Origin of the sequence: Streptomyces huasconensis (assembly GCF_021028635.1) — a bacterium.
Lineage (GTDB): Bacteria > Actinomycetota > Actinomycetes > Streptomycetales > Streptomycetaceae > Streptomyces > Streptomyces huasconensis.
Map to the genome: position 1 here is coordinate 2,215,812 of NZ_CP086119.1, position 19,365 is coordinate 2,235,176.

The 19,365-nt window shown below is 73.9% G+C and carries 13 protein-coding genes; 7 read left to right on the top strand and 6 right to left on the bottom strand.

The window, feature by feature from the left end; genetic code table 11:
- Nucleotides 1-72: 72 nt before the first annotated feature.
- From J2N69_RS09965 to J2N69_RS09975, 3 genes are all read left to right on the top strand, one after another.
- Nucleotides 73-858, top strand: coding sequence for an SDR family oxidoreductase (locus J2N69_RS09965; protein WP_230904660.1), 786 nt, complete (start codon nt 73-75; stop codon nt 856-858).
- A gap of 161 nt (nt 859-1,019) precedes the next feature.
- Entirely contained in the window at nt 1,020-1,490 is a 471-nt protein-coding gene (locus J2N69_RS09970; RefSeq protein ID WP_230900411.1) for a lamin tail domain-containing protein, read from the top strand.
- A 91-nt stretch (nt 1,491-1,581) separates the two neighbouring features.
- Complete coding sequence (locus J2N69_RS09975; protein ID WP_230900412.1) at nt 1,582-2,514, top strand: PhzF family phenazine biosynthesis protein; 933 nt, start codon at nt 1,582-1,584, stop codon at nt 2,512-2,514.
- Here the strand turns inward: J2N69_RS09975 and J2N69_RS09980 are convergent.
- Complete coding sequence (locus tag J2N69_RS09980) at nt 2,505-2,831, bottom strand: nuclear transport factor 2 family protein (protein WP_230900413.1); 327 nt, start codon at nt 2,829-2,831, stop codon at nt 2,505-2,507. The two genes, J2N69_RS09975 and J2N69_RS09980, sit on opposite strands and share 10 nt — an antisense overlap.
- 144 nt (nt 2,832-2,975) lie before the next feature.
- Between J2N69_RS09980 and J2N69_RS09985 the strand changes: the two genes are divergently transcribed.
- The 4 genes from J2N69_RS09985 (at nt 2,976) to J2N69_RS10000 (ending at nt 5,320) form a co-directional block, all read left to right on the top strand.
- The gene (locus J2N69_RS09985; RefSeq protein WP_230900414.1) at nt 2,976-3,518 is read left to right on the top strand and encodes a DoxX family protein; all 543 of its coding nucleotides are present in this window, start codon (nt 2,976-2,978) and stop codon (nt 3,516-3,518) included.
- A gap of 22 nt (nt 3,519-3,540) precedes the next feature.
- A complete protein-coding gene (locus tag J2N69_RS09990) occupies nt 3,541-3,927 on the top strand; it encodes a MazG-like family protein (protein WP_230900415.1) in 387 nt (128 codons plus the stop codon).
- A gap of 19 nt (nt 3,928-3,946) precedes the next feature.
- Nucleotides 3,947-4,714 carry an SAM-dependent methyltransferase gene (locus J2N69_RS09995; RefSeq protein WP_230900416.1) on the top strand — a complete coding sequence of 256 codons (768 nt, stop codon included), beginning with the start codon at nt 3,947-3,949 and terminating at the stop codon, nt 4,712-4,714.
- Between the two features lie 63 nt (nt 4,715-4,777).
- Nucleotides 4,778-5,320: an MOSC domain-containing protein gene (locus J2N69_RS10000; protein WP_230900417.1), complete on the top strand. Its 543-nt coding sequence runs from the start codon at nt 4,778-4,780 to the stop codon at nt 5,318-5,320.
- A gap of 30 nt (nt 5,321-5,350) precedes the next feature.
- On the opposite strand, the gene J2N69_RS10005 is transcribed toward J2N69_RS10000, so the two are convergent.
- The 5 genes from J2N69_RS10005 to J2N69_RS10025 form a co-directional block, all read right to left on the bottom strand.
- The gene (locus J2N69_RS10005; protein ID WP_230900418.1) at nt 5,351-6,325 is read right to left on the bottom strand and encodes an aminoglycoside phosphotransferase family protein; all 975 of its coding nucleotides are present in this window, start codon (nt 6,323-6,325) and stop codon (nt 5,351-5,353) included.
- Nucleotides 6,326-6,467: 142 nt separating this feature from the next.
- Complete coding sequence (locus tag J2N69_RS10010; RefSeq protein WP_408056886.1) at nt 6,468-6,959, bottom strand: hypothetical protein; 492 nt, start codon at nt 6,957-6,959, stop codon at nt 6,468-6,470.
- Nucleotides 6,960-7,150: 191 nt separating this feature from the next.
- Nucleotides 7,151-14,383, bottom strand: a complete 7,233-nt coding sequence (locus J2N69_RS10015) for a non-ribosomal peptide synthetase (RefSeq protein ID WP_230900420.1) — start codon at nt 14,381-14,383, stop codon at nt 7,151-7,153.
- Nucleotides 14,380-17,691: a type I polyketide synthase gene (locus tag J2N69_RS10020; RefSeq protein WP_230900421.1), complete on the bottom strand. Its 3,312-nt coding sequence runs from the start codon at nt 17,689-17,691 to the stop codon at nt 14,380-14,382. The genes J2N69_RS10015 and J2N69_RS10020 overlap by 4 nt, the downstream gene beginning before the upstream one ends.
- Nucleotides 17,688-19,016 carry an MFS transporter gene (locus J2N69_RS10025; RefSeq protein ID WP_230900422.1) on the bottom strand — a complete coding sequence of 443 codons (1,329 nt, stop codon included), beginning with the start codon at nt 19,014-19,016 and terminating at the stop codon, nt 17,688-17,690. Before J2N69_RS10025 ends, J2N69_RS10020 begins: the two co-directional genes overlap by 4 nt.
- Between the last annotated feature and the right edge of the window lie 349 nt (nt 19,017-19,365).

Sequence of the window (19,365 nt, forward strand, 5' to 3'; positions counted from 1 at the left end):
GTGGGAACCACCGTGGAGGGCGTCGCGACGGCCGGCGTGCTCGCCGAGGCGGAGAGCGTCGTGGAGACCGCCGTGGAGAAGCTCGCGGAGCCCGCCGCCCCGCGTACCCCGAGGATCGCCGTGGTGACCGGCGCCGGGTCCGGCATCGGCCGTGCCGTGGCACTTGAACTGCTGGCCGCGGGCTGGTCCGTGGCGCTCGCGGGCCGCCGCGCGGAGACCCTGGAGGAGACGGCCTCCCTCGCCTCCGCACGGGGCGGCGCCACGCTCTGCGTACGGACCGACGTGGCGCGGCCGGAGGACGTGGCGGCGCTCTTCGCCGCCGTACGGGAGCGCTTCGGGCGGCTCGACCTGCTCTTCAACAACGCCGGTACGTTCGGCCCCGGCGGCGTCCCGGTCGAGGAACTGCCCTACGACGCCTGGCGGCACGTCGTGGACACCAACCTCAACGGCGCGTTCCTGTGCGCCCAGGCGGCCTTCCGGCAGATGAAGGAGCAGGAGCCGCGGGGCGGGCGGATCATCAACAACGGGTCGATCGCGGCGCACGCCCCGCGTCCGCACTCGGTGGCGTACACGGCGACGAAGCACGCGCTGACCGGCCTGACGAAGTCCCTCTCCCTGGACGGGCGTCCGTACCGCATCGCCGTCGGACAGATCGACATCGGCAACGCCGCGACCGACATGACCGCCCGCATGCAGTCCGGCATCCTCCAGGCCAACGGCGAACTGGCGAGCGAGCCGGTGATGGACGTGGCGGACGTGGCGCGCACCGTGCGGCACATGGCGGAGCTGCCGCTTGAGGCGAACGTGCAGTTCGCGACGGTGCTGGCCACCAACATGCCGTACATCGGGCGGGGTTGACGTCTCGGCCGGGCGCCCTGCCGGCCGGGGGTGGCGTGTGGTGGCGCGGCCGGGCACGGGAGATCTCCACAAGTGGAATCGGACGTACCGCCTCAGGGTGGGGCGCCGGGCACCGTATGCTCGGCTCCTCTCCACGAGAACTTCACACTTGGAGCACTCCCTTGCGTATACGCACCATGGCCCCCGCGGTCCTCGCCGCCACCGCCCTGTCGGTGTCCCTGCTCGCCGCCTCGCCCGCCGCCGCGGCGACCGCGCGCCACCAGGGCGGGCTGCACCTCGGCTCCATCCAGTACGACAGCCCGGGCCGCGACACCCGCTCCAACTCCTCGCTGAACGCGGAGTGGGTGAACATCCACAACAGCGGCCGGTCCGCGGTCCAGCTCAAGGGCTACCGGCTGAAGGACGACACCGGCTACACCTACACCTTCGGCAGCTACAAGATCGGCGCCGGCAAGACCGTCAAGGTCCGCACCGGCAAGGGCACCGACGCCTCCGGCGTGCGCTACTGGGGCCGCGGCAGCTACGTCTGGAACAACACCTCCGACAAGGCCCGCCTGATCAAACCGAGCGGCTCGCTCCAGGACTCCTGCTCCTGGACGCGCAGCGACCGCGGGACCAAGAACTGCCACTGACCACCACCGAGGGGGAAGAGCGGGGCGGCCGGTCCGCGGCGGGCGGGGGCCGGCGGGAATGACCCGGGCCGCGGCACGGTTGCCCTGCGACATGACGACGAAGACTCCCCCCGGCTCCTCCCCCGCCGTGCTGCGCTACACGGCGTTCACGACCGACCCTTCCGGCGGCAATCCGGCGGGGGTCGTCCTCGACGCGGCCGGGCTCGACGACGAGGCGATGCTCGCGATCGCGGCCGAGGTCGGGTACAGCGAGACGGCGTTCCTCACCCCGGCCGCCGACAGCCCCGACAGCTCAGGCGGCTCCGACGGCCCTGGGCAGCACTACACCGCGCGGTACTTCAGCCCCAAGGCCGAGGTCCCCTTCTGCGGGCACGCCACCGTCGCCGCCGCGGTGGCGCTCGCCGAGCGGGACGGCGCGGTGACCGGTGACGGCGCGCAGGCCGCGTACGTCTTCGCGACCCGGGCGGGCAGCGTGCCGGTGGCCGTCTCCCGCGCGGAGGGCGCCGTGCGGGCCACGCTCACCAGCGTCACCCCGCACGTCGAGGAGGCCGCGGCGGACGACGTGGCCGAGGCGCTCGCCGCGCTCGGCTGGGACGCCGGCGAACTGGCCGCCGACCTGCCGCCGCGCATCGCCTTCGCGGGCGCCCGCCACCTGGTCCTCGCGGCCGCGACCCGGGAACGGCTGGCCCGCCTCGACTACGACTTCGCGCGGCTGGAGGCGCTGATGCGCCGCCTCGACCTCACGACCGTCCAACTGGTCTGGCGGGCATCGCCGTACGTCTTCCACGTGCGCGATCCGTTCCCGGTCGGCGGCGTCGTGGAGGACCCGGCGACGGGCGCGGCCGCCGCGGCCTTCGGCGCGTACGCCCGTGAACTCGCCCTCGTTCCCGCCGAGTCCGTCCTCACCCTGCACCAGGGCGAGGACATGGGACGGCCCGGTGTGCTGACGGTGACGCTGCGGGAGGGCGAGAAGCGGGTGCGGGTGAGCGGGGCGGCGGTGCCGGTCCCCGAGGGTCAGGCCTGACCCGTCTCGAAGTGGGTGATCCGGCCCGCGTCGTCGACGCTGAAGCGCCACTTCGTCCGCATCTCGCCCCACGTGTCGTTGCGGTAGGAGACGAGCAGCGTGCGGCCGGCGTCCGACTCCGACTCGACGTCCATGTGGCCGTTGGAGGAGAAGATCTCCCGCTCGGTCCAGTCGGCGACCTCCCGCTCGGAGCCGTCGTCGGACATGGTCGCGCCGGGCGCGAGCAGCGCCTCGAAGGCGGCCCTGTCGTGGGAGTTCACCGCGGCGACGAAGGCACGGACCGCGGGGTCGCCGAGCCGGTTTACCTGGATGCTCATGGGCTCACCGTCACACCGGGCCGCGCCCCGCGCCACCGGGCGGGGCGCGGCTCTCACCCGTACGGCCGCGCGGGCCGGGTGCGCGGCGCCGGTCCGGCGGACGGTGGGGAGAGGAGTGTTCCGCCACCGACCCCGGGAGCCCTGATGACCTGCTCGTGCCTGGACCGACGTGACCTCGGGCTGCTGTTGCTGCGCGCGGGGACCGGCGGTGTGCTCGCCGCCCACGGCGCCCAGAAGCTGTTCGGCTGGTTCGGCGGCGGCGGCCTGGAGGGCACGGGCGCCTTCATGGAGTCCATCGGGTACGCGCCCGGCAAGCGCAACGCCCTGACCGCGGGGCTCGCCGAGGCGGGCGGCGGCACGCTGCTCGCGCTCGGCCTCGCGACCCCGGCGGCGGGCTCCGCCGCGGCGGGCGCGATGGCGGGCGCCGCCGCCGTGCACGCGCCGCAGGGCTTCTTCAGCCAGGGCGGCGGCTATGAGTACCCGGCGTTCCTCGGCATGGTCTGCGCCGTCCTCGCCGTCACCGGGCCCGGCCGCTACTCCGTCGACCACGCGCTCGGCCACGGCCTCAACCGGGCCTGGATGGTGCCCGCGGCGCTCGCCGGGACCGCGGTCGGGGTGCTGGTGACGCTGGGCGCCAGGAAGAAGCAGGTCCGCGAGCGGAACGAGGGCGTCTCGCCCGAGGCGTAACCGCCGTGGCACGCTGCGGGCCATGGACGAGCACCCGCACCCGCGCCCTCCCGAGCCCCGGCCCGGTCCCCCGCAGGACTCCCCGGACCTGTGGGACACCATCGACCGGCTGTACGGCTGGCTCGACGCCCACAACGAACGCGCGCCCCAAGAGGCGCTGCTGCTGCGCATGTTGAAGCTCTCGGAGGAGGTCGGCGAGGTCGCGCAGGCGGTCATCGGCGCCACCGGCCAGAACCCGCGCAAGGGCACCACCCACACCTGGGACGACGTCCGGGCCGAGCTGTGCGACGTCGTCGTGACGGCCATGGTGGCGCTGCGCACCCTGACCCCGGACACCCGGACCGTCCTCACCGAGCACCTGCGGCGGGTGAGCGAGCGCTCCGAAAACCCTGTGCGGCGCGGCGGCTGAGGAGTTAGCGTCGCCGCCCATGACCGCTGACGACGATCAACCGCCCCGGCTCACGACGCTCACCTTCCACGGCCCGCTCTCCGAGGCCCGCGCACGGCGGCTCGTGGACCGCCTCGCGGCGGCCGGCCCCCGTACGGTTCTCGACCTCGGCTGCGGCTGGGGCGAGTTGCTGCTCCGTGTCGTCGGGGCCGTCCCGGGGGCCACCGGCGTCGGGGTGGACATCCAGGCCGAGGACCTGGCGCGTGGCCGGGCCGCCGCCGAAAAGCGCGGTCTGGCGGACCGGGTCGTCTTCGCCGAGGAGTCGGCCACGGACACCACGCGCGGCCCGGCCGACGTCGTGCTCTGCCTCGGCGCGAGCCAGGCCCTCAGCTCCGCCGCGCCTCCCCGCTCGACGGTCGAGGCGCTCCGCGCGCTGCGCGGCCTGGTCGCGCCCGGCGGCCGGGTGGTGCTGGGCGAGGGCTTCTGGGAGCGGACCCCCACCGGGGACGAGCTGGCCGCGATGTGGCCGGACGCCCGCGCCGACGAGCACCTGTCGCTCGGTGATCTGGTGGACGCGGCGGTCGAGGCCGGGTTCCGGCCGCTGTGGGTGGAGACGGCGAGCACCGAGGAGTGGGAGGAGTTCGAGTCCGGCTACCGCTGCGCCACCGAGGAGTGGCTCGCCGCGCACCCCGGCCATCCCTCGGCGGCCGCGACGCGGGCGCGGGTGGACGCGCAGCGCGCCGGCTGGCTGCGCGGCTACCGGGGCGTGCTCGGGCTGGCGTACCTCACCTTGGCCCCGGTCGTCTGAGGCGGGTTAGGGTCACGCGGTAAGGGCGGAACGGAACGGCACGCAGGAAATGGGGGCCGCACGATGGGCGCGCGGGTCACGGCGGTCAGCAGCAACGCCACGTACTCCTTCAGCAAGCCGAACCGCGAGAGCGTCACGCTGCTCGCCGGGCTCGGTGTCGAGGGGGACGTGCACGCCGGGGAGAAGGTCAAGCACCGCTTCCGGATGCGGCGGAACCCGGACCAGCCGAACCTGCGCCAGGTCCACCTCATCCACGAGGAGCTGTTCGAGGAGCTGGCGGCGGACGGTTTCGCCGTGGCGCCGGGCGAGCTGGGCGAGAACATCACCACGCGCGGCCTCGACCTGCTCGGCCTGCCCACGGGCGCGCTGCTGCGCATCGGCGGGGATGCCGTCGTGGAGATCACGGGGCTGCGCAACCCCTGCCGGCAGATCGACGGCCTCCGGGCCGGGCTCATGAAGAAGGTCGTCGGGCGCGACGCGAACGGCGCCGTCGCCCACCGGGCGGGCGTCATGAGCGTGGTCCGGCAGGGCGGCGAGATCCGCCCCGGCGACGCGATCGAGGTCGAGCTGCCCGAGGGCCCGCACCGGCCGCTCAAAACCGTCTGAGGCTCCCCGCCCGCTCCGGAGCCCTCGCGGTCACGGCTCCTGTCCGAACCACGTCTCGGCGAGCGCGTCGAGCGTGGGCTCGGGCGGGGCGGGCAGTTCCCGCAGATACCAGGGCAGATGGCTGTACACGTGGAGCAGTGTGTACGCGAGGAGTTGGCGCGGATCGTACGTCGTGCCGTACGCCTGCATGAAGCGGGGCAGGAGCCCCGGCTCGGCACGGGTGACGAAGAGCCCGACGCCCACGAAGTCGTACGCCGGGTCGCCGATCATGGCGGGCTCGAAGTCGAAGAGGCCGGTGAGGCGCCAGCCGTCGGCGGGGGCGGCGAGGTCGGCAGGTTCGACAGGTTCGACAGGTTCGACAGGTTCGACAACGAGATGCTGGCGCATGAACTCGGTGTGCAGCAGGGAGCGCCGCCGGTCGGCGGGCAGCGCCACGGAGTCCAGGAAGCCGGGGATCTGCTCCAGCCAGCTCTCGGGCAGGCCGCGCCCGCGCTGGCGGTCCACCGCGCCGGCGCGCTGCCCGGCGAGGAAGGCGTCCCAGTCGCCGGGGCCGAGGATGTCGGCGAGCGGTTCGTGGTCGAGGGCGTGCAGCGCGGCGAGGGCCTGCGCGGCGTCGGTGATGATCCGCTCCCGGCCGGCGCGGGGGATGCCGGGCCAGGCGGTGGCGAGGCCTGCGCCGGGCAGGCGGGACATCAGGACGTAGCGCCAGCCGTTGACGTACGCGCCGGTGTCATGGACCTCGGGGGTGGGGACGGGGAGCCTGCCCTGGACGTGGGCGAGGACGCGGGCCTCGGTGAGGCAGTCCTGGGCGTCGAGGGCGGGGTACAGCTTGAGCACGTGGCGGTCGCCGACCGCGTAGACGGCCTGTGAACCGTCCGCGTACCGCGTCAGGGGCGCGCCGCCCAGTCCGAGCCGTGCGCACAGGTCCGCGGCCCCGGGGCGCATGAGCGTGTCGTCCGGGACGACGCGGTCGAACTCCTCGTCCGTGGTCACCAAGGGCAGCATGATCCGCACCGTAGTGCCGGGCGGGGGGCGGCCACGAGTGGATTTACGGCGGTGGCGCGAGTAGGGCGGCGTCGGCGGCCCGGGTGACTCGTGTGCGGGCGGCGCCCCTTGGCCGGGCGGGGCGCCGCCCCGGTGCCGCGCGTCAGAAGACGAACGGCCCCGGTGACTGTGCCGACGTGGCGGTGCAGTTCACGGTGATGCCGAAGACGACGATCTTCAGGGACTTGCCCACGAGGCTGTCGCCCGCGGCGACGGTGCCGGTGAGCGGGCCGGTGGACACGGGGCTGCCGGAGGGGATGGCCGGGTTGCGGTTGCCGGTGAACGTGGTCGTCCCGGAGCCGTTCTTGGTGAGCGTGAGAGTCGACCTGACGGAGCCCGCGGCCACGTCGACGGGTGCCGTGATCGCCGAGGTGGACACCTGGATGGTGGCGCTGGTGCCGTTCTGGGCGGCGGTGAGGGTCGCCGTCCCGGAGCCGAACGATCCGCAGTCGAACGAGAGGGTGGCGCTCTGCGGCTCCACGGCTCCGGCCGCGGGTGCCATCGCGAGCGCGCCGACGGCGAGTACGCCGACGCCCAGAGCCGAGCCTATTCCTCTGCTTATTCCTCTGCCTCTGCCTGTTCCTCTGCTGAGCATGTCGTGTCGCATGGGGGGCCTGCCTTCATGGGCCTTGAGGGTAGGGGGCGTACAACACCGTTTATCCGTACGCGCCTTGACGGGGTGTCAGACGGCGGGTCGTCGCCCATTGAGGCACAGGCCACCGGAGGTGACAAGGCAGGCCCCCATGATTATTGACATGTCACGACCAAATCTGGCCGCACCAGCCGCTAGCCCTCCCCGTCCGTCGCGGCGGCGACTTCCTCGGCCAACAGATCGACGTACGCACCGGTCCACGCCTCGACCGTGGCGCGGTCCCACAGGTCGGTCGAGTACTCCAGGTAGCCGGAGAGGACGACGCCCGTGGGGATCAGACCGAAGTTGAACTCCGAGCGCGCGCCCGGCACGGCGAGGTCCTCCACCGCCGTGGTCACCCCCGGCAGCTCGATGTCCGTCTCCAGCGAACTCTGGTACTGGAAGCCGAGCGGCAGCCGGTCCGGGACCTCGGTGCCGAGCGCCTCGCGCAGCTCCGCCGCCACCGCCCGGATCGGCGCGGCGTGGTCGATGGCCCCGACCGCGCCGCGCGCCACCTGGTCCACCAGCGCCCCGAACGAGGCGGCCTCGCCGCCGCGCACGCGCAGCGTGAAGGAGGAGACGGTACAGGCCGCGAGCGCCTCGAACTCCCGCCGCTCGCGGTTGGCGTAGGAGATGGCGAGGACCACGTCCGGCTCCCCCGTCACCTTCCCGATCAGCCGTGCCAGAGCCGCCGCCGTCACCACGAACGGCGTGGTGCGGTGCCGCCGCGCCATCGCCTCCACCCCGGCCCGCACGTCCCGCTCCACCGTGAACAGCACCACGTCACCCGCGCCGCTCAGCTCCTTCGGGCGGGGCCGGTCCAGCGGCAGCGGCATGGCGAAGGGCGCTCCCTCCAGCTGCCGCGCCCAGTAGTCGACCAGGCGGCCCCGGTCCTGGGTGCGGCTGTGCTCCCGCTGCCAGCGCGCGTACTCCCTCGGCTGCGGCACGCTCTCCGCCAGGCCGTGCGGTGCCCCGGTGGCCGCCGCCCGGTACAGCGCGGCCAGTTCGCGCAGCAGGACGCTGACCGACCAGCCGTCGCAGGCGGCGTGGTGCAGGACGAAGAGCAGCGCCCAGCGGTCGCGTCCGGTGCGCAAGAGCCGGAAGACGGGCGCCAGTTCGGCGCGGATGTCGAAAGGCACCGCGGCTGTCTCCGCCGCCAGGCGCTCCCCCTCCGCCGCCGCCCGCGCCACCGAGCCGAGGCGCGCGAGAAGGTCCTCCTCGGGCAGCTCGACCGGCCGGGGGCGCAGTACCTCCTGCCGCCACTCCCCCGCGCCCGCGTCCTCCACGAGCCGGGTGCGCAGCGCCTCGTGCCGGGCGACCAGCCCGGTCAGCGCGGTGCGCAGGGCGGGGATGTCCAGCGTGCCCGTGAAGGTGAGGCGCATGGCCACGTTGTAGATCTGCGGGCGGGGATGGGTCAGGTGCCGGGTGATGAAGGCGCTCTGCTGAGCGGTGACGGGGGCGCTGGTGAGCACCTCGCCACCGGTCTCGGCGCCGCCTCGCAGATACGCCGCCATCGCGCGCAGCGTGGGGTCCTCGTAGAAGCGGGCGACGGGGTACTCGACGCCGAACTCCTCCCGCACCCTGTTGGCCAGGCGGATCGCCGTGAGGGAGTGGCCGCCCAGCTCGAAGAAGGAGGCGTCGGGGCCGACCGCGCCCGCGTCCAGCTCGAACTCCGCGGCCCACAGCTCCCGCAGGCGCGCCTCGACGTCGCTCGGCGCGCGGCGCGCGGGAGCGGCGGTGGGCGGCGCCTGCCGGGGCCCGCCCGGACCGGTGGGCGAGGTGATGAGCGCGGGGTCGGGCAGCGCGGCCCGGTCCAGCTTTCCGTTGCCGGACAGCGGCAGCGCGGGCAGGACCGCCCAGGCGCGGGGCACCAGGTGGTCGGGCAGCCGGGCGGCCAGCTCCCCGGTCAGGCGGTCGGCCAGCTCTTGGGGCGGTGCCGTCGCCGTCGCGGGTACGACGTACGCGGCGAGCCGGGCCTCGCCCCGCTGGTCGCGGCGGGGCAGGACGACCGCTTCGGCGACGCCCGCGAGGTCGCTGAGGGCGCGCGTGACCTCCTCGGGCTCGACGCGGAAACCCCGTATCTTCACCTGGTCGTCGCCGCGGCCCCGGAACTCCAGGGCCCCCGACGCGTCCCAGCGCACCAGGTCCCCGGTGCGGTACATGGTCTCCGTGCCGCCCAGCGGGTCGCGGACGAAGCGCTCCGCCGTCAGGTCGGGGCGGCCCAGATAGCCGGTGGCCACGCCCGGCCCGCCGACGTACAGCTCACCCACCTCCCCGGCGGGCACCTCGCGGCCTTGCGCGTCGAGCACCCGCAGCGTGACGTTGTCGACGGGGCGGCCTATCGGGATCGGCGCGTTCTGTGCGCCGGGGGTGTGGGCGGGTTCCACCGTCTGGGCCGTGCACAGCACCGTCGTCTCGGTGGGCCCGTACACGTTCACCGTCTCGTACGGGGTGCCGGGGCGCGGCCGGGTGCGCAGCACGTCACCGCCGAGCAGCAGGTGCCGCAGCGGTGGCTGGAGGTCGTCCGGCAGCGCGAGGACCGCCTCGCCGAGGGCGGTGGGCAGGATGGAGAAGGTGATCCGCCGGTCCCGGTACCAGCGGGCCAGGGCGGCGGGGTCCTTGCGGACCGTCTCGTCGGCGACGACGACCGTGGCGCCGGCGGTCAGCGCGGGCCAGATCTCCAGGACGGCGGCGTCGAAGCCCTGGCTGCACACGGCGGCGGAGCGGTCGTCCGCGGTGAATCCGAAGCGCTCGTGGTGCCACTGGCACAGGTCCACCACGGCCCGGTGCGGCACGGCCACGCCCTTGGGGGTGCCGGTGCTGCCGGAGGTGTAGATGGCGCAGCAGAGGGAGTCGGGGCCGGGCGCGGGGAGGAGCGGGGCGTGGTCGTCGTCCTCCGGTGCGGGTGCGGCGGCCACGTCGACCACGGCCGTGCCGGGCGGGGGCGTCGGCCGGGCGTCCGCGGGTTCGTCGCCGTCGACCACGAGGACGCGGGCGCCGCTCTCCGCGAGGATCGTCTCGGCGCGGGCCCTGCCCTGGCCGGGGTCCAGCGGTACATAGCCGTGGCCCGACTTGAGCGCGGCGAGCATGGCGACGACCAGGCCGGTGCCGCGCGGCAGCCACAGGGCGACCGGCGCGCCGCCGGCATCCCGCGCGCGCAGGACCGCCGCGAGCCGTTCGGCGCGCTCGTCCAGCTCGCGGTAGGTCAGCGACTCGCAGCCGCTGATCACGGCGGTGCGGCCGGGGGCCGCCTCGGCCCACCGGGACGCCAGGGCGTGGACGGTGCTGCGGGTGCGCTGCCGCACGCGTCCGCGCCGCCACGCTTCGGGGACGGCTCCCGAGCGGGCCTCGCCCACCGCTTCCGCGAGGACGCCACGGAACGTCCCGAAGAGCGCGTCGATCGTCGCCTCGTCGAACAGGTCGGTGTGGTACTCCAGGTGGCAGCGGATGCCGTCCGGCTGGTCGGTGAAGTACACGCTGAGGTCGGTCAGCGCCTTGTCGGGACCGGAGTCGAGCGGTGTCGCCCGCACCCCCGGCAGGTCGAAGCGGAAGGGGTCGCCCGGCTCGAACTCGGCGAGCGTCTGGAAGACGGGCGTCCGGTCGAGTGCCCGCGCGGGGTCCAGCTCCCGGACGACGGCCTCGAAGGGCACGTCCGCGTGGTCGTACGCGTCCAGGGCGACCGCTCGCACCCGGTCCAGCAGCGTGCCGAAGTCCGGGTCGCCGGACAGGTCCAGGCGCAGCGCCAGGGTGTTCACGAAGAACCCGACGACGTCCTCGTACGGCGGGGTGCGGTCCGACATGGGGGTGCCGACGACGAGGTCGTCCTGGCCGGTGACGCGGCCCAGCGCGGCGGCGTATCCGGCGAGCAGCGTCATGAAGAGGGTGCTGCGCCGCTCGCGACCGAACTTCCGCACCCGCTGTGACAGTTCGGGGGACAGCGTGCGGAACAGGGCGCGGCCGTTCGACGTCATGACGGCGGGCCGCGGCCGGTCGGTGGGCAGGGCGAGGACCGGCAGCTCGCCGTGGAGCGCCTTCTTCCAGTACGCGAGGTCCTCCGCCGCCTTCGCGCTGCCGAGCGAGTCGAGCTGGCGGCGGGCGTGGTCGGCGTAGGTGTGGGTGAGGGCGGGCAGGTCGGCGGCCGGGGCGCCCGGGAGGTGCGCGCGGTAGAGGGCGGAGAGGTCGCGGGCGAGGACGGCGGCCGACGCCGCGTCCATCACGATGTGGTGCAGGGACAGGACCAGGACGTGCCGCTCGGCGCCCAGCCGGACCAGCCGTGTGACGAACAGCGGTCCCTCCGCCAGGTCGAAGCGGCGCTCGCTCTCGGCCTTGAGGGTGTCGGCGACCGCGTCGGTGCCGGGGGCCGTCCCGTCGACGACCGCGAAGTCCGGCTCGCCGGGAGGCCGCGTGAACTGCCGCGCTTCATCGGCCACTTCACGGAAGACCGTGCGCAGCTGCTCGTGCCGTTCGACCAGCGCGCGCAGGGCGCCGCGCAGGGCGGTGACGTCCAGGGGGCCTTCGAGGTCGATGGCCTTGGTCTCGTTGTACGCGGTGCGGCCGGGGAGCATCCGCTCCAGGAACCAGACGCGTTGCTGGCCGGGCGAGAGGGGCGCGCCGGGGTCGGGCTCCGGGGTGGCCGGTGCGGGCGCGGCCGCCGTGCAGGAGCGGCGCAGCGCGTCGAGGTGGACCAGGCCGGCCCGCATCGCGGTGGGCTCCACGCCGAAGTCGACCAGCGCGACGACCTCGTCGGCGCCCGCGGCGCGCACCTCGTCGACGACGGGCCGCACGCTCTCGGGGCTGCCGATCAGGGCCCGCTGGTCGCAGTAGCGGTCGTAGGCGCGGCGGAAGACGACATCGAGGTCGTCCTCCGACATCGCCGACAGGTCGACCTGGTGGCCGAGGCTGTTGGCGACCCCGCCGAACAGGGACAGGGACGCCCGCATGTACCGGGAGAGCGGCTCGCGGGCCTCGGCGCGGGCGGCCGCGTGGTCGTCGGCGAGGTAGGTGTGCAGGAGCACGGCGACGTGCCCCGCGTCCGGGTCGAGGCCGTGCGCGGCACGCGTACGGCGGTACAGGGCGATGTTCTCGCGCAGCTGCTCGACGCCCTGCGTCATGAGGTTGGTGACGATGCCCAGGTCGTGGCGGGCGGCCAGTTCGTACGAGGCCGGGTTGCCGACGACGGCCGTGTACATGGGCGGGGTGTCCTGGACGGGCCGCGGGAACAGGCTCAGGTCGTTCTCCCCGGCGCCGGTGGTGCGGCGCACGGGCTCGCCGCGCCACAACTGCCGCACCTGGGCGACCTGTTCGTACATCGTCTCCTTGTGGGTGCCGAACCGCTCGGGGAAGAAGACGAAGTCGTTGGCGTGCCACCCGCTGGCGCAGCCGATGCCGATCCGGCCGCCGGAGAGGTTGTCGACCATCGACCATTCCTCGGCGACGCGGATCGGGTCGTGCAGCGGCAGCACGACGGAGCCCGCGTTGATGCGGACGCGGTCGGTCTCGCGGGCGAGCGCGGCGGCGAGCACGGCCGGGTTGGGGAAGAGGCCGCCGAAGGAGTGGAAGTGCCGCTCCGGAATCCACAGGGAGTGGAAGCCGTTGCGGTCGGCGAAGCGGGCGGTCTCCAGGAGGTGGTCGTACTTGCCGTGCCGGGGGCTGTTCTCGTCCTGCGGGTAGTCGCCGAAGAAGTAGACGCCGAAGTCGAGGGGGCGGGTGCGGGGCGCCGTGGGCCGGGCGGGGGCGGTGGCGGCGGCCGCGGCGCCGTTCCAGGCCATGGCCTGCGGCTTGGGCGTCGGCTCGGGTGCCGGCTTGGGCGTCGGCTTTGCCGGCACCTGGGCGGCCGGGAGTGCCCTCGCCTTCGTACGGAAGAAGCCGGCGTCGCGCAGCTCCCGCAAGGAACCCTTCACCGCGTCTGCGACGAACTCGATGTCGCCGTCGGTGTGTTCGGTGGAGAGGAAGAAGTTGCGCCACTCCCACACGTGCACGCCGCGGAGCATGAGGTGGTGGTAGAGCAGCTCCATGTCGGCGCGGTGCTCGAAGCGGAACATCGAGCCGAAGTGGCTCATGCTCAGCGCGAACTCCTCCTCCTCGAAGAAGGAGTTGAGGGTGCGGGCCAGTTCGTCGGTGCGGGCGTTCAGCCGCTCCTGGAGCCGGGGGCTGTGCTCCTTGAGGTGGGCAAGCACGGCGCGGGCGGCGACCATCGACACGGGGTGCTGGATGTAGGTGCCGCCGAAGAACGTCGTGTCGGCCGCCGGGTAGCTGTCGTCCCCGTAGCTCCAGTACCCGCCGTCGACGCCGTCCATGATGTCGGCGCGGCCCGCGATGGCCCCGATGGGGAAGCCGCCGCCGAGCAGTTTGCCGTAGGTGGCCAGGTCGGGGGTGACGCCGTACAGCTCCTGGGCGCCGCGCGGGGCGGGGCGGAAGCCGGTCAGCATCTCGTCGAAGAGCAGGACGATGCCGTGCCGCGCGGTCAGCTCGCGCAGCCGCCGCACGAAGGCCGCGGGCTGGAGCGAGGGGTGGCGGCTCTGCACCGGCTCGACGACGACGGCCGCGATGTCGCCCGCCTGCCGCTCGATGACGGCGAGGCTCTCCTCGCTGCCGTAGGGCAGGACCAGCAGGTCCGCGACGGCGTTCTGCGGGACGCCCGCGGACATGGGGACGGTGGTGAGGCCCTCGCCGCCGGTCTGCGGGGAGCGGCCGAGGACGTTGTCGTTGTGGCCGTGGTAGGCGCCCTCGAAGGTGATGATGCGGGAGCGTTTCGTGGCGGCGCGAGCCAGGCGGATGGCGGCGGAGTTCGCCTCCGTACCGGAGTTGGCGAAGGCGACCCGCTCCATGCCGGTCAGCTCGGCGAGCAGTTCGGCGGCCTCACCGGTCTCGACGTTGCGAGGGCCGAGCTGGATGCCGCGCGACAGGTGCTCGCGCACGGCCTCGGTGACGAAGTCCGGCTCGTGGCCGAAGAGCAGGACGCCGAAGCCCATGGTGATGTCGACGTAGCGGTTGCCGTCGATGTCCTCCAGCCACGAGCCCTTGGCCCGCCGCCCCGCGATCGGGTACAGCATCTCCTTGGTGGCGCTGCGGAAGCCGACCGCGGCCCGGCTGTCGGCGAGCACCCGGCGGTAGCGCTGAGCGATCCGCTTCGAGGTGGGCGTCTTCGCGGTGTAGCGGCGTACGAGGTCGTCGAGGTGGGCCCGCTGGGACTCGGGCGAGCCGCCGCGGACCATGCCGGAGGTGCGGGCCACCTCCAGGCGGGGGCCGTGCTGGGCAGGACGGGCGGCCTCGGCGGGGGGTGCCGGCGCCGGTCCGCCCATCTGTTCGGCGATGCGCCGCGACAGCTCGGCCATCGCGGCGAGATCCTCGTCGACCGCCGCGGAGACGGAGTGCCGGGGGGCGTTCATCGGTCCGCCCGGGCGCTCTGGGTGGCCTGTGCGGTCTGGGCGGTCTGCGCGGTCTGGGCCGCCAGCAGCTGGGAGAGCTGGCCCATCAGCTGGAGCTGCATCTGGGAGAGCTGGTGCACCTGGCGTACGAGGTCCTCGACCTCCTGGCGGGTGGCGTACTCGGTCCCGGCGACGGGGGCGGGGGCGGTGACCGGGGCGGGCGGCTCCGGGACCGTCGGCGAAGCCGCCGCTACGGGCGCGGGCGCGGGCGCGGGCGGGGCAAGTGTGGGCGGCTCAGGCGCGGGCGGCTCAGTTGTAGGCGGTTCAGACGTGGGCGTCGCCCCCGCCCCTCCCATCTTCCGCACGATGATCAGCGCCAGCCCTCTCGCCGACCCCGCCTCCTCGAACAGCTCCCGCATCGACACCTTGACGCGGTGCTCCTCCTCCAGCTCCCGCAGTACGCCGATCATCTGCAGCGAGTCCGCGCCGAGGTCGAAGAAGGAAGCGTCCTCGGCTATCTCGCTCGTGTCATAGCTGAGGTGTTGCGCCGTGACCTTGATGATGTGCTGGAGCACGCGCTCGACCGCTGCCTCGTCCTGTGCCACTTCGGCCCCATCCCTTGCCGGTTGTGCGGGCCGGGGAAGGTGGTTCTCCGGCCCTGTCCAGTAGTCCTTGTGCTGGAAGCGGTAGCCGGGCAGGGGGACCCTGCGGCCCGCCCCGCCCATGAAGGCCCGCCAGTCGACCGGCGCCCCGGCCCGGTGGAGGCCGGCCGCCGCGTCCCACAGCGGGGTGAGTCCGGCCCCGCGCCGCAGCGTCGGATACGCCGCCCGGTCCGGCAGCGCCCGCCGGGCGAGACCGCTGAGTGTGGTGTGCGGGCCCAGCTCCAGGAGCGTGGCGGTGGCCGGGTGCGACGTGGCGAGGTCGTGCAGGGCGTCGGCGAATCTCACCGGGTGACGCGTCTGCCGTACGACGTAGTCGGTGTCCGGGAGCCAGCCCGGCGGCCGGGTGCGTCCGTCGACGCCGCTCACGAACGCCACCTCGACCGGCCTGAACTCCACCTCGGCGCACAGCTCGCGCAGCCCGTCGAGGGCCGGGTCCATCAGCGCCGTGTGGAACGCGTGCCGCACCGGCAGCTCCCGCGCCGGGACTCCGCGCGCGGCCAGCAGCGCCTTCAGGCGGGCCATGGCCGGGGCCGGGCCCGCGAGGACCTGGCTGCGCGGGCCGTTAACGACGGCGAGTTCCACGCCGGGCACCTCGGCGGCCAGTTCCCCGGCCTCGCGCGCCTCGACCGGGACCGCGAGCATCATGCCGGGCGCGCAGTGGCCGCGCATGAGCGCGCCGCGCCCGGCCGTCAGGCGCAGCCCGTCCTCGATGCCGAGCGCCCCGGCCGCGTACAGCGCCGCGTACTCCCCCACACTGTGCCCGGCCACCACGCGCGGCGTGATCCCGGCGTCCTGCCACAGGCGGACCAGCGCGCACTGGAGGGCGAAGAGCGCGGGCTGTGCCACTTCGGTGGGCCAGGGCTGCTCGGTCCCGGCGTCCGCTTCCTGGCCCAGCAGTGGGGTCAGCAGGCTGTCGCCACCGGTGAGCGCGGCGTACTGCCGCTCGCAGGCCGCCAGGACCTCGCGTACGACGGGGAAACGCTCGTGGAGGTGGCTTGCCGCGCCCCGGTGGAGGCTGCCCTGTCCCGTGAAGAGGAACCCGGTGTCGGCCCCGTCCGTCCCGGTCGCCGCCGGTGGCGGGGCCGCCAGCCAGGCGTCGAGGGCGGCGGTGAACGCGGCCACCGTGTCGCCGCGGACCGCGAGGCGGTGCCTGCGGTGGGCGCGGCCGAGCGCCAGCGTCGTCACGACGTCGGCGGGGTGCGTGCCGGGGTGGGCGCGCAGGTGGTCGCGCAGGGCCCGGGCGTTGTCGGTGAGCGCGGCCTCGGTGTGGCCGGAGACGACGAGGACGTCCGGGGGCGGTGGGGTGCCGGTGGTGGGGCGGGGCGTTGGCTCGGGGGCCTCTTCCAGGACGACGTGGACGTTGGTGCCGCCGACGCCGAAGGAGCTGACGCAGGCCCGGCGGGGGGTGTCGCCGCGGGGCCAGGGCCGTGCGGTGTCGGGGATGTAGAACGGGCTGGCGGCGAGGTCGAGGGCGGGGTTCGGGCGGCGGAAGCCCGCCATCGGAGGGATGACGCCGTGCCGCAGCACGAGCAGCGCCTTGATGAGGCTCGCCAGGCCCGAACACACGTCCAGGTGCCCGATGTTGGCCTTGACCGAGCCGAGCGCGCAGTAGCCGGTGCGGTCGGTGTCGGCGCGGAAGGCGGCGGTGGCGCCCTCGAACTCGATGGGGTCGCCCTTGAAGGTGCCGGTGCCATGGGTCTCCAGGTAGCCGATGGTGTCCGCGCCGACGCCCGCCCGTTCCAGGGCGCGCCGGATGGCGCCGCGCTGGCCGTCGGCGCTGGGCGCGCTGAACGCCCGCTTGTCGGCACCGTCGTTGTTGACGCCCCAGCCCCGGATGACGCCGTGGATGTGGTCGCCGTCGGCGAGGGCCCGGTCGAGGCGCTTGAGGACGACGGCCGCGACGCCCGTGCCGCCGACGGTGCCGTCGGCGTCGGCGTCGAAGGGCCGCAGGCAGCCGCTCTTGGAGAGGATGGAGCCCTTGACGTACTGGTAGCCGACGACCTGCGGCACGTGGATGGCGGTGGCCCCGGCCACCGCGATGTCGCACTCGCCGTGGACGACGGACTGCGCGGCGAGGTACACCGCCGTCAGCGAACTGGAGCACGCCGTCTGGACGTTGAGGGCGGGCCCGGTCAGGCCGAGACGGTACGCGGCGCGGCTGGCGGTGAAGTCGGTGAAGTTCCCGACGGTGACCTGGAGCCCGGCCACCCAGTCGGCCACGCCGCCCGGCAGGACGTTGTGCTGGAGGTAGGTCTGGAGGGAGTACAGGTGGTAGCCGGTGCTGGCGTAGACACCCACCTGGCGGCCGTCCCCCGCCTCCCCTCCCGCGTACCCGGCGTTCTCCAGGGCGTGGTGGACGCACTCCAGGAAGAGTCGCTGCTGGGGGTCGGTGATGCGGGCCTCGTGCGCGCTCATGCCGAAGAAGCCCGCGTCGAAGCCCGCGATGTTCTCCAGGACGCCGCTGGCCCCGACGAATTCGTCGGCGCGGTACTGCTCCTCGGGCACCCCGGCCGCGGCGAGTTCGGCCTCGGTGAAGCGGCGGATGCGGTCGGCGCCGTCGCGGATCGTGCGCCAGTACTCCTCGGGGGTGTCCGCGCCGGGCAGCCGGAAGGACATTCCTACGACGGCCACCGCGTCGGGGGTGGCGCCGGGGGCGGCGGTGGTCATCGGGCCTCGCTCTCTACGGACGACGGCACGTCGCGTTCTCGCGCCGCGTCGGCCGGGGGCCGCTCCCGGCGGCCGTACCGCACCAGCACGACGAACATGGCGAGGCACAGGACGATCGCCGCCCCGTGCAGCAGGCCCACGACGTGCAGCGGACGGAAGTGGTCGAGGAGCGCGCCGCTCACGAGCATCCCGAGGCCGAAGCCGGTGTTCTCGACGGAGGCGGAGAGACCGAAGAGCCGGCCGCGCTGCGCGTCGGGGGCCGCCTGGAGCCGGCTGACGTAGGCGATCTCGGTGAGCCCGTCGGCCATGCCCGCCACCAGGGCCGCCGCGACGGCCACGCCCGTGGGCAGTCCGACGAAGACCACGATGAACGCGGCCGACATCACGCAGGCCCCGATCGCGAAGGCCCGCTCCCCGGGGCCCTGCCGCCCGCCGCGCCCGGCCCACCGGCCGCACACCTGCTGCATGACGATGTTGCCGATGGCCCAGGTGGCCCAGAACTGGCTGACGAACGTGGCCGGGTGGGCCGGGTCGAGGGCGCTGGAGTAGACGGGCAGGGCGACGTTGTGGGACGACGACCCGAGGCCGTCGGCGGCCCTGACGGCGATCATGACGGCGAGTACGGGGGCGGCGCGCAGCAACAGCAGCGACCCGGCCTGCCGCCGCCGCGCGGCTTTCTCGCCCCCGGGTTCGCGTTCTTCCGGTTTCTCGCCCCCGGAGTCGCCTTCTTCCGGTTTCCCGCCCCCGGAGTCGCCTTCTTCCGGCCCGGCGGCCTTCGTACGGATCGGCAGGGCGAGGAGGACGCTGGCCGACACCGCGAAGGAGGCGGCGTCGAGGGAGATGGCGGCGACGTAGCCGAACTGCGCGACCACGAGACCCGCCGAGGCGAACCCGGCGATCATCGCCAGTGAACGCCCGGTCGCGAGCAGCGAGTTGGCCCGGACCCGCAGCTCACTGCCGACGATCTCCGGGATGCTGCTGCGCAGGGCGACGCCCGAGAGGGTCGAGCAGAACCCGGTGACGACGGCGAGGACGTACAGCAGCCCCGCCCGCCCGGCCTCGGGAGCGATCAGCAGCGTTACCATGGCGAGGCACTGCGTGAGATCGGCGCCGACCATCAACCTCTTGCGGTCGTACGCCGAGACCAGCCGTCCGCTCACAAAGCCGGATACGACGCTGGTCATGAGACGTACGGCCATGAACAGCCCGGCGGCCAGGGCACTGTCGGTCACCTCGTAGATGAAGACGTTGAGGGCGACCATGTTCAGGTAACTGCCGTACGCCGAGACGCCGTTACCCACGACGAGCAGGCGAAAGTGCCTCAACGTTCCCCCTGGTCCGCCTCTGTACCGGCCGGCACCGGCCCGGTACCGGCCCGGCTGCCGCTTTTGCGCCGGTCTTGCACTGCGGCTTCACACTCACCCGCCCCGAAGCGCGCCTAAAGTCACCCGAGTTGGTGACTTGACAGGCCGGAAGGGACTCTGTAGCGCGGAGCCCCTACGGGACGCGTACGGAACGGCTAGGGGATTCCCGGGGCACTCCTACGGCCCGGCTACGGCACTCCCGCGGCTGCTCCTGCGGGGTCGCGGGGAGGGTCGCGGGGATTCCTTTCTGTTTCCGCACGGCCATGGTTAGATCAAACCGAGTCGCGGTCACAGCCTCGTAGAAGTCGCC

Bases quoted from the DNA above. Each gene is read 5' to 3' on its own strand.
- J2N69_RS09980 (WP_230900413.1), bottom strand. From the start codon at position 2,831: ATGAGCATCCAGGTAAACCGGCTCGGCGACCCCGCGGTCCGTGCCTTC.
- J2N69_RS09975 (WP_230900412.1), top strand. From the start codon at position 1,582: ATGACGACGAAGACTCCCCCCGGCTCCTCCCCCGCCGTGCTGCGCTAC.
- J2N69_RS10000 (WP_230900417.1), top strand. From the start codon at position 4,778: ATGGGCGCGCGGGTCACGGCGGTCAGCAGCAACGCCACGTACTCCTTC.
- J2N69_RS09985 (WP_230900414.1), top strand. From the start codon at position 2,976: ATGACCTGCTCGTGCCTGGACCGACGTGACCTCGGGCTGCTGTTGCTG.
- J2N69_RS10005 (WP_230900418.1), bottom strand. From the start codon at position 6,325: ATGCTGCCCTTGGTGACCACGGACGAGGAGTTCGACCGCGTCGTCCCG.
- J2N69_RS10010 (WP_408056886.1), bottom strand. From the start codon at position 6,959: ATGCTCAGCAGAGGAACAGGCAGAGGCAGAGGAATAAGCAGAGGAATA.
- J2N69_RS09990 (WP_230900415.1), top strand. From the start codon at position 3,541: ATGGACGAGCACCCGCACCCGCGCCCTCCCGAGCCCCGGCCCGGTCCC.
- J2N69_RS10015 (WP_230900420.1), bottom strand. From the start codon at position 14,383: ATGAACGCCCCCCGGCACTCCGTCTCCGCGGCGGTCGACGAGGATCTC.
- J2N69_RS10020 (WP_230900421.1), bottom strand. From the start codon at position 17,691: ATGACCACCGCCGCCCCCGGCGCCACCCCCGACGCGGTGGCCGTCGTA.
- J2N69_RS09995 (WP_230900416.1), top strand. From the start codon at position 3,947: ATGACCGCTGACGACGATCAACCGCCCCGGCTCACGACGCTCACCTTC.